Source organism: Coleofasciculus sp. F4-SAH-05 (genome assembly GCF_040222985.1).
In the GTDB taxonomy this organism is placed as follows: domain Bacteria; phylum Cyanobacteriota; class Cyanobacteriia; order Cyanobacteriales; family Coleofasciculaceae; genus Coleofasciculus; species Coleofasciculus chthonoplastes.
The window spans coordinates 1-6,956 of sequence record NZ_JAVKBY010000144.1 but is presented as its reverse complement, the minus strand read 5'-3'; the positions used below and the strand labels follow the sequence as shown (position 1 = coordinate 6,956).

At 47.1% G+C, this 6,956-nt stretch carries 9 protein-coding genes and 1 pseudogene; 6 read left to right on the top strand and 4 right to left on the bottom strand.

Going from position 1 to position 6,956, the window contains the following annotated elements; all coding sequences use genetic code 11:
• Positions 1–417: pseudogene (locus RIG27_RS17415) on the top strand (flagellar assembly protein H); the annotation flags it as partial.
• Between the two features lie 8 nt (positions 418–425).
• Here the strand turns inward: RIG27_RS17415 and RIG27_RS17410 are convergent.
• The 3 genes from RIG27_RS17410 to RIG27_RS17400 are packed head-to-tail and all read right to left on the bottom strand — an operon-like array spanning position 426 to position 1,247.
• Entirely contained in the window at positions 426–584 is a 159-nt protein-coding gene (locus RIG27_RS17410; RefSeq protein WP_446347185.1) for a hypothetical protein, read from the bottom strand.
• 1 nt (position 585) lies between these two features.
• Positions 586–819: a hypothetical protein gene (locus tag RIG27_RS17405; protein ID WP_446347183.1), complete on the bottom strand. Its 234-nt coding sequence runs from the start codon at positions 817–819 to the stop codon at positions 586–588.
• Positions 816–1,247 (bottom strand): putative toxin-antitoxin system toxin component, PIN family, encoded by a 432-nt coding sequence (locus tag RIG27_RS17400; RefSeq protein ID WP_446347189.1) that lies wholly within the window; start codon positions 1,245–1,247, stop codon positions 816–818. Before RIG27_RS17400 ends, RIG27_RS17405 begins: the two co-directional genes overlap by 4 nt.
• 59 nt (positions 1,248–1,306) lie before the next feature.
• Between RIG27_RS17400 and RIG27_RS17395 the strand changes: the two genes are divergently transcribed.
• From RIG27_RS17395 to RIG27_RS17380, 4 genes are all read left to right on the top strand, one after another.
• Complete coding sequence (locus tag RIG27_RS17395; RefSeq protein ID WP_446347181.1) at positions 1,307–1,558, top strand: hypothetical protein; 252 nt, start codon at positions 1,307–1,309, stop codon at positions 1,556–1,558.
• Between the two features lie 33 nt (positions 1,559–1,591).
• Positions 1,592–2,818 (top strand): flagellar assembly protein H, encoded by a 1,227-nt coding sequence (locus RIG27_RS17390; RefSeq protein WP_446347179.1) that lies wholly within the window; start codon positions 1,592–1,594, stop codon positions 2,816–2,818.
• A gap of 10 nt (positions 2,819–2,828) precedes the next feature.
• Entirely contained in the window at positions 2,829–2,975 is a 147-nt protein-coding gene (locus RIG27_RS17385) for a hypothetical protein (RefSeq protein WP_446347177.1), read from the top strand.
• Positions 2,976–3,169: 194 nt separating this feature from the next.
• Entirely contained in the window at positions 3,170–3,355 is a 186-nt protein-coding gene (locus tag RIG27_RS17380) for a hypothetical protein (protein WP_446347175.1), read from the top strand.
• Positions 3,356–3,545: 190 nt separating this feature from the next.
• On the opposite strand, the gene RIG27_RS17375 is transcribed toward RIG27_RS17380, so the two are convergent.
• A complete protein-coding gene (locus RIG27_RS17375; RefSeq protein ID WP_446347187.1) occupies positions 3,546–5,207 on the bottom strand; it encodes an O-linked N-acetylglucosamine transferase, SPINDLY family protein in 1,662 nt (553 codons plus the stop codon).
• A gap of 936 nt (positions 5,208–6,143) precedes the next feature.
• On the opposite strand from RIG27_RS17375, the gene RIG27_RS17370 reads away from it, so the two are divergent.
• A partial coding sequence (locus RIG27_RS17370) for a flagellar assembly protein H (protein WP_446347173.1) occupies positions 6,144–6,956 on the top strand: 813 nt, incomplete at its 3' end.

Here is a 6,956-nt window from a genome sequence, read left to right as displayed (position 1 = left end):
TTAGCACCCCTATATCGGCAACAACTGGATGCCGCGCTGCAACGAGGCATGGAACAAGGATTGCAACAAGGCATACAACAAGGACAACGACTGATTATCGAAAACCTCCTCCAGACTCGTCTGGGACAGTTGACCCCCACCCTGACTGCTTTAATTACTCCCTTATCGGCATTACCCCCTCAGCAATTAACTCCGTTTCTCCTGCAATTATCTCAACTTGAAAACAGTGAATCAGGCATTCAACAAGCACAGCATTTCATTGTCGAAAATTTGCTTCAAATTCGATTTGGAGAATTGGATGAGCAACTCACCGCACGGGTCACTTCTTTATTAGCATTACCCCCCCAACAGTTAAGCCAATACCTGTTGCAATTATCTCAGGTATCCCGTGAGCAACTCTTAGCTCGATTTCCCTAAGCCAGTCCTTAGATCGGCGTCAACGACGAACCGTGCGATCGCAGGTTGTTCCCATTCCCGTCAATTTTATCGGGCGCACGTCGGTGCGCCCCTACCTGCGGGTGACAAACGGTGCGATCGCCTGTTCCATACCCTGTCAACAAAGATGGTGTGATCGGGTAACACAAATTACAAACTGTCCTGTGGTTCGGGTTCGACATCGGGAACCTTATTTAAAACCTGTTGAAATTTATCCCAACGTCCCTGTTTTGCTTTTTCTTCGATATAGTCTTTAGTCATCCAAGCAGATACTTGAGCCGATAGAGCAATAGTTACCAGTTGTTCTACAGAAATATGCTCCCGCTTGGCTAAAGCTTCAACTTGTTGATACAAGGTATCAGGAATGGTCGCGTTTAGATTCATGATTCAATTTCTCCGACAATTTGTAAAAACTCTTTAGCAGTAACGAGTTGAATACCAAACGTTTCAGCGATTCGTAAGTCTCTTTTATTATACGTGATGATAAAATCCGCTTGGCATTCTACTGCTAGATCGATCAAAAAGTCATCATCAGGGTCAAGAGCCGCAGGTCGCCAGAGATAAAATATTGTACGACAATTAGCAATAGCGCAGATTGTGGAAACGACGGTGTTAATATCGTCTAGACTCAACCCTAATTGAGTCCTTTCTTTTTTCAGAACCTCCTCATATTCAAAAATGAGAGCCGTCGAGACATTGAGTTGCCAGCGTTGATTATTCAGGAGAGTGAGTAATTTGTAAGAGGCTCCTCGATTTGAGCGTAAACCAGCAAGAAGCACATTTGTATCAAGGACAATCTGATAGGGAGGCATTTCTAATTGGGTCACGGGATGGACGTTGAAAATCTAAAGATATCAGTGATCGCGTCTACGTGCGATCGCCTGTTCCCTTCTGGTCAATTCAATCATGCGATCGCCTGTTCCATTTCCGTCAATTGTATTGGGCGCAAAGGTTTAAGCCGAAGGCGACCCGACCATCTGTAGGGGCGGGTTTCACCGATAACCTGTCAACCAAAACAGGTAACTTATGTAAACCCGCCCTGTTTGTAGCGTTGTTAATGAATAAAGGCGGGTTGCTTCTACAAAGTGCGATCGCTTTCTTTTCTCCAACTCCGGTAAGATAGACAGCTACACTCGTAGACTATCCCCATCCCTCAATGACTCGATTCCCCCACGACCAATTCGCCAAAGACTTTCTTGACCAACTCTTATCTCCTATAGGAACCGTTGAAACAAGTCGGGACATTGCTGGGGAAGTGCGACAGGTTGACGTTTACTTCACCCCCACTTCTGTGCCAAATGACTACCAAACCACCCTGGGACTTTTAGGACGCCTAGCCACAAAACCTGCCGTATTTGAACCCTTTCGCAACGCCGTCACCCCCAGTCAAATCCGCAGTTGTCTGTCTAAACTATTTGACCTACATTCAGAGCTAGAACGAGGCGTCCGACGGAAAAATACCTCCATCAACGACAGTGAACTCCCCCAACTATGGATTCTCACTCCCACCGCTTCAAGCCGATTATTAGCCGGATTTAGAGCCATAAATGATGAATCTAACTGGCTCGAGGGAATCTACTTGATGGGAGAATCATTCAAAACAGCCATTGTCGTCATCCACCAACTTCCCCGTACCCCAGAAACCCTGTGGCTGAGACTTCTCGGAAAAGGTAGAGTCCAACAGCAAGCCATTGAACAGATCAGCGCATTACCAGAAGACCATCCATTGCGGCAATCTGCGCTAGATTTATTGTATAACTTGCAAATCAACTTACAAACCCATCAAAACTTAGGAAAACAGGAGAGGGAGTTAATTATGGCATTAGCACCCCTATTTCGGCAACAACTCGACGCCGAGCGGCAACGAGGCATGGAACAAGGCATACAGCAAGGTATACAGCAAGGTATGCAGCAAGGTATGCAACGAGGCATAGAACAAGGCATAGAACAAGGCATACAGCAAGGCATACAGCAAGGTATGCAGCAAGGTATGCAGCAAGGTATGCAACGAGGCATAGAACAAGGCATACAGCAAGGACAACGGCTGACTATCGAAAACCTCCTCCAGACCCGTCTGGGACAGTTGACCCCCACCCTCGCGGCTTTAATTACTCCCTTATCAGCATTACCCCCTCAACAATTAACCCCATTTCTCCTGCAATTATCTCAACTGGAAAACAGTGAATCAGCAATCCAACAAGCACATCATTTCATTGTCGAAAATTTGCTGAAAATTCGATTTGGAGAATTGGATGAGCAACTCAGCGCACGGGTCACTTCTTTATTAGCATTACCCCCCCAAGAGTTAAGCCAACTCCTCTCACAACTACCGCAGCTATCCCGTGAGCAACTCTTAGCTCGATTTCCTATAGCCAGTCCTTAGATCGGCGTCAATGACGAACCGTGCGATCGCTCCCTTGTTCCTATTCCCGTCAATTTTATCGGGCGCACGGGGCGTGCGCCCCTACAAGGATCGCTTGTTTCCTTGCGGTCAATGGAATCGTGCGATCGCTCCCTTGTTCCTATTCCCATCAATTTGATTGGGCGCACGTCTGTGCGCCCCTACGTGCGGGCAACAAACGGTGCGATCACCTGTTCTCATCCGGTCAATTGAATCATGCGATCGCGCCAATCTTTCTTGTTCCCTCCCCTCGAAGGGGAGGGTTAGGGAGAGGTCAGATCAAGGTATTGCTTTGTTGATTTAGTATTGGGCGACCCGATCAAATTAAATGGATTGGAGTTATTCATTAATGCAGGCGGATCGCCCCTACCAGGATCGCCTATTCCCTTCCAGTTAATTCCATCATGCGATCACCTGTTTCCTTCCAGTCAATTGAATCATGCGATCGCCGGTTGTTCCCATTTCCATCAATTGTATTGGGCGCAAAGGTTTGAGCCGAGGGCGACCCGAACCAATTGAATGGATTGGAGTTGTTAATTAATACAGGCGGGTCGCCCCTACAAAAATCGCCTGTTTCTTTCTGGTCAATTCCATCGTGCGATCGCTTGTTTCCTTTGGGTCAATTCCATCACGCGATCGCACCCTTATTCCCAGCAAGCGCCAATCTTGTTCCCTCCCCCTTCGAGGGGAGGGTTAGGGAGGGGTCAGATCAAGGTATTGCTATCTGCTGATAAAACGCCTCCAAACCAGCCACACAAGCTCTATCCTCATAGAGATAGTCAAGCCGCTGTGCCATACGTTCCCCGATTTCCTGTCGCCAAGCCGAGTCTATACCCAACCTTACCGCAATTTCCACATAATCTACCTCATTCTCAGCAATTGTCTGTGTCACCCCCAGCATTTTCAGAAAGCTATACGAATGACGACCCCGCATAAATTCCCCAGGACAGGTAACAATAGGCAGACAACAGGCGATCGCCTCTAAGGTTGTATTCCCTCCAGACCAACAAAATGTATCCAAATAAACATCAGAAAGTAAGTTAATCATTAAATAGTCTAGCCGTTCGGGAATAGCACGAAACACACAATACTCTTCACTCCTCAAACCCACTTTGGCAAAAGCCCGATTTAAACGCGGCTTCAATAAATCACCCCGCAGAAACAAGAACTGAGCCTGAGGAACCCGACGGGCAATTTCCGCCAATATCCAATCATATTGAGGCAGATATTTAAACGGCGCTTGACAACACAAATAAATCACCGCATCCTCCCGAAGCTGAAAATCTGAACGGGACTTAACTCGTGGCGGAATATACGGTTTAGGATAAGCCACGCCAATATTTGGCAAACGAATCAACCTCTCCGAATAATGATCTTGTGCCTTTTCCGGTTCCATTAACTCACTCGACAAAAAGTAATCAATCGTCGGTAATCCTGTCGTCACCGGATGACCCCAAGCCACACACTGCACGGGGGCTAATCGTAGACTCCCCATTTGCCTAATTTGCGGGTCCATCCCAATTTCTGGAAAAACGAGAATATGAAGTTGATCCCGAAGGATTTGTTCACAAACGTCTTCGAGATTACCCGGACTATGGTAAAATACATCACTGTATTCTTGGAACTGTTGGGTAACAGCATCCGGCGTATTGCCCGTATAGTAACAATAGATCTCAAAGCGGGTGCGATCGCAATAACGTAACCAGCCAGTTAACCAAAGGGTGCCACTGTAAGCGTGAAGATAAGCGGAAACGTAACCAATCCGAATTTTATCATTTGCCCGAAGCGGTGGCATAGAAACAGGAACCACCCATTGCGGATAGTTGGCTGCCATAATTTTATGGACTAATTCTCCATACTGAGATTGCAGTTCTCGATCATTTTCAGCTTGATAGGGCAAATAAAAGTTAGTCAGGCTACCTATCCCTACCAGAGCATTCTTTTGATTTTCATCGGTTTCTAGAGAGGTTTCCTGGATTAATGCTTGCAGTCCTCTGATGAACTCTTGCCGATAGCCAACAATTTCCGCTTGATTATTATATATTATCGGTAAAAGCAAGTATTTGAGGATTTTAAACCTATAATTACTAGGAAATAATTCTGAAGCAATCTTCGCTCGGTTTCTTGCCTCTTGAATACGACCCCTAGCGTGCAAATTCATGATTAACGAGAAATGCAGCTTACCTTCTTTCGGGTACAATTCAATTCCCTGAGTAAGACGACTAATCGCAGCATCAGTCAACTGTAAATATCTCAAACATTCACTCAACCGCCAATACAGTTCAGCATCTCCCAGCCCAACTGCCAGAAATTTTTCATAGCACTCCTTAGCCGCTTGCCATTTTCCCTGTTGAAATAACCCATCCCCCAATTCCTGCCAAAAAAACCTAGCCTCTTTCTGACTCAAGCTTGCTAAATCATAGGCAGGAATAGATTCAGCGTGAGCGTGGGAAATTGCCGACTGATTTTCACAATGCAAAACCAGTCTAGCTTGAAGATGAGGCAAAAGATCCTGCCATTCACGACAACTCAGCGCTCCCATGAGTACAATTTCCGCACCCTCAGTAACCTGGAAATCTTCTGCCATCAAAAGATGCATGGTCACACCAGACAAAAACAGTTCAGCATCATCCTGAGCAATGGTACTCGTATCAATCAACAAGGTGATATACCGACTCGCCAGATGAGTCGCACTCATCCTGACCACCTGTTGTAAATCGCGTTCCAAGACCTCCTCAGATTGAGTCCAATCGGGAAAGAGAACGAAATTGATATCGTTGAGATTAATCAATGGTGATTGCTATCCTTGCGACCCTATCAACGTCCAGACTATCAACCCAGGCACTCTCTCTAACTTACCCACTTCTGTACCTAGAGCGATCATCTGACTTCAGCAAGGATGCAAGCCGGGGTTGTCCACGCGCCAACGACAAACAGTGCGATCGCCTGTTCCCTTTGGGTCAATTGAATCGTGCGATCGCCTGTTTCCTTCTGGTCAATTCAATCGTGCGATCGCAGCCTGATTCCCAGCAAGCGCCAATCTTGTTCCCTCCCCTTCGAGGGGAGGGTTAGGGAGGGGTCGCGTCAAAGTATTGCTTTATTGATTAAGTTTTGGGCGACCCGATAGTTTGTCGGGGCGGGTTTTACCGATAACCTGTAAGCCAAAACGGGTAACTTATGTAAACCCGCCCTGTTTCTAGCGTTGTTCATTCATGCAGGCATCTCGCCCCGACAAGGTGCGATCGCTTTCTTTTCTCCAACTCCGGTAAGATAGACAGCTACACTCGTAGACTATCCCCATGCCCCAATGACTCGATTTCCCCATGACCAATTTGCCAAGGACTATCTTGAGCAACTCTTATCCCCCATCGGAAACGTTCAAACCAGTCGCAACATTGCTGGAGAAGTGCGCGAGGTTGACGTCTTATTTATCCCCACCTCTATCTCAAATGACTACCTCCTCTCACTGGGACTTTTAGGGCGCTTCGCCACAACCTCCGCCGTCTTTGAACCCTTTCGCAACGCCGTTACCCCCAGTCAAATTCGCAGTTGTCTTTCTAAACTGTTTGACCTATATGCTGAATTAGAACGACGCGCCAGACGGGAGTCTACTTCCCTGAACCCTAGTGAACTCCCCCGACTATGGATACTTACCCCCACCGCCTCAACCCCCTTACTCGATAGCTTTGGCGCCTTGGGCGATGAACAAAACCGGTTCAATGGACTCTATTTTCTTCACGAGGCGTTCCGAACAGCCATCGTTGTCATCCACCAACTCCCTCGTACCCCCCAAACCCTCTGGTTGAGACTTCTAGGAAAAGGTAGAGTCCAACAACAAGCCATCGAGGAAATCACCGCATTACCTGAAGACAGCCAACGGCGGCAGTCTACGCTAGAGTTATTGTATAACTTGCAAGCCAACTTACAAGCTAACCAAGACCAAAAATTAGACACAGAGGAGAGGGAGTTAATTATGGCGTTAGCACCCCTATATCGGCAACAACTGGATGCCGCGCTGCAACGAGGCATGGAACAAGGATTGCAACAAGGCATACAACAAGGACAACGACTGATTATCGAAAACCTCCTCCAGACTCGTCTGGGACAGTTGACCCCCACC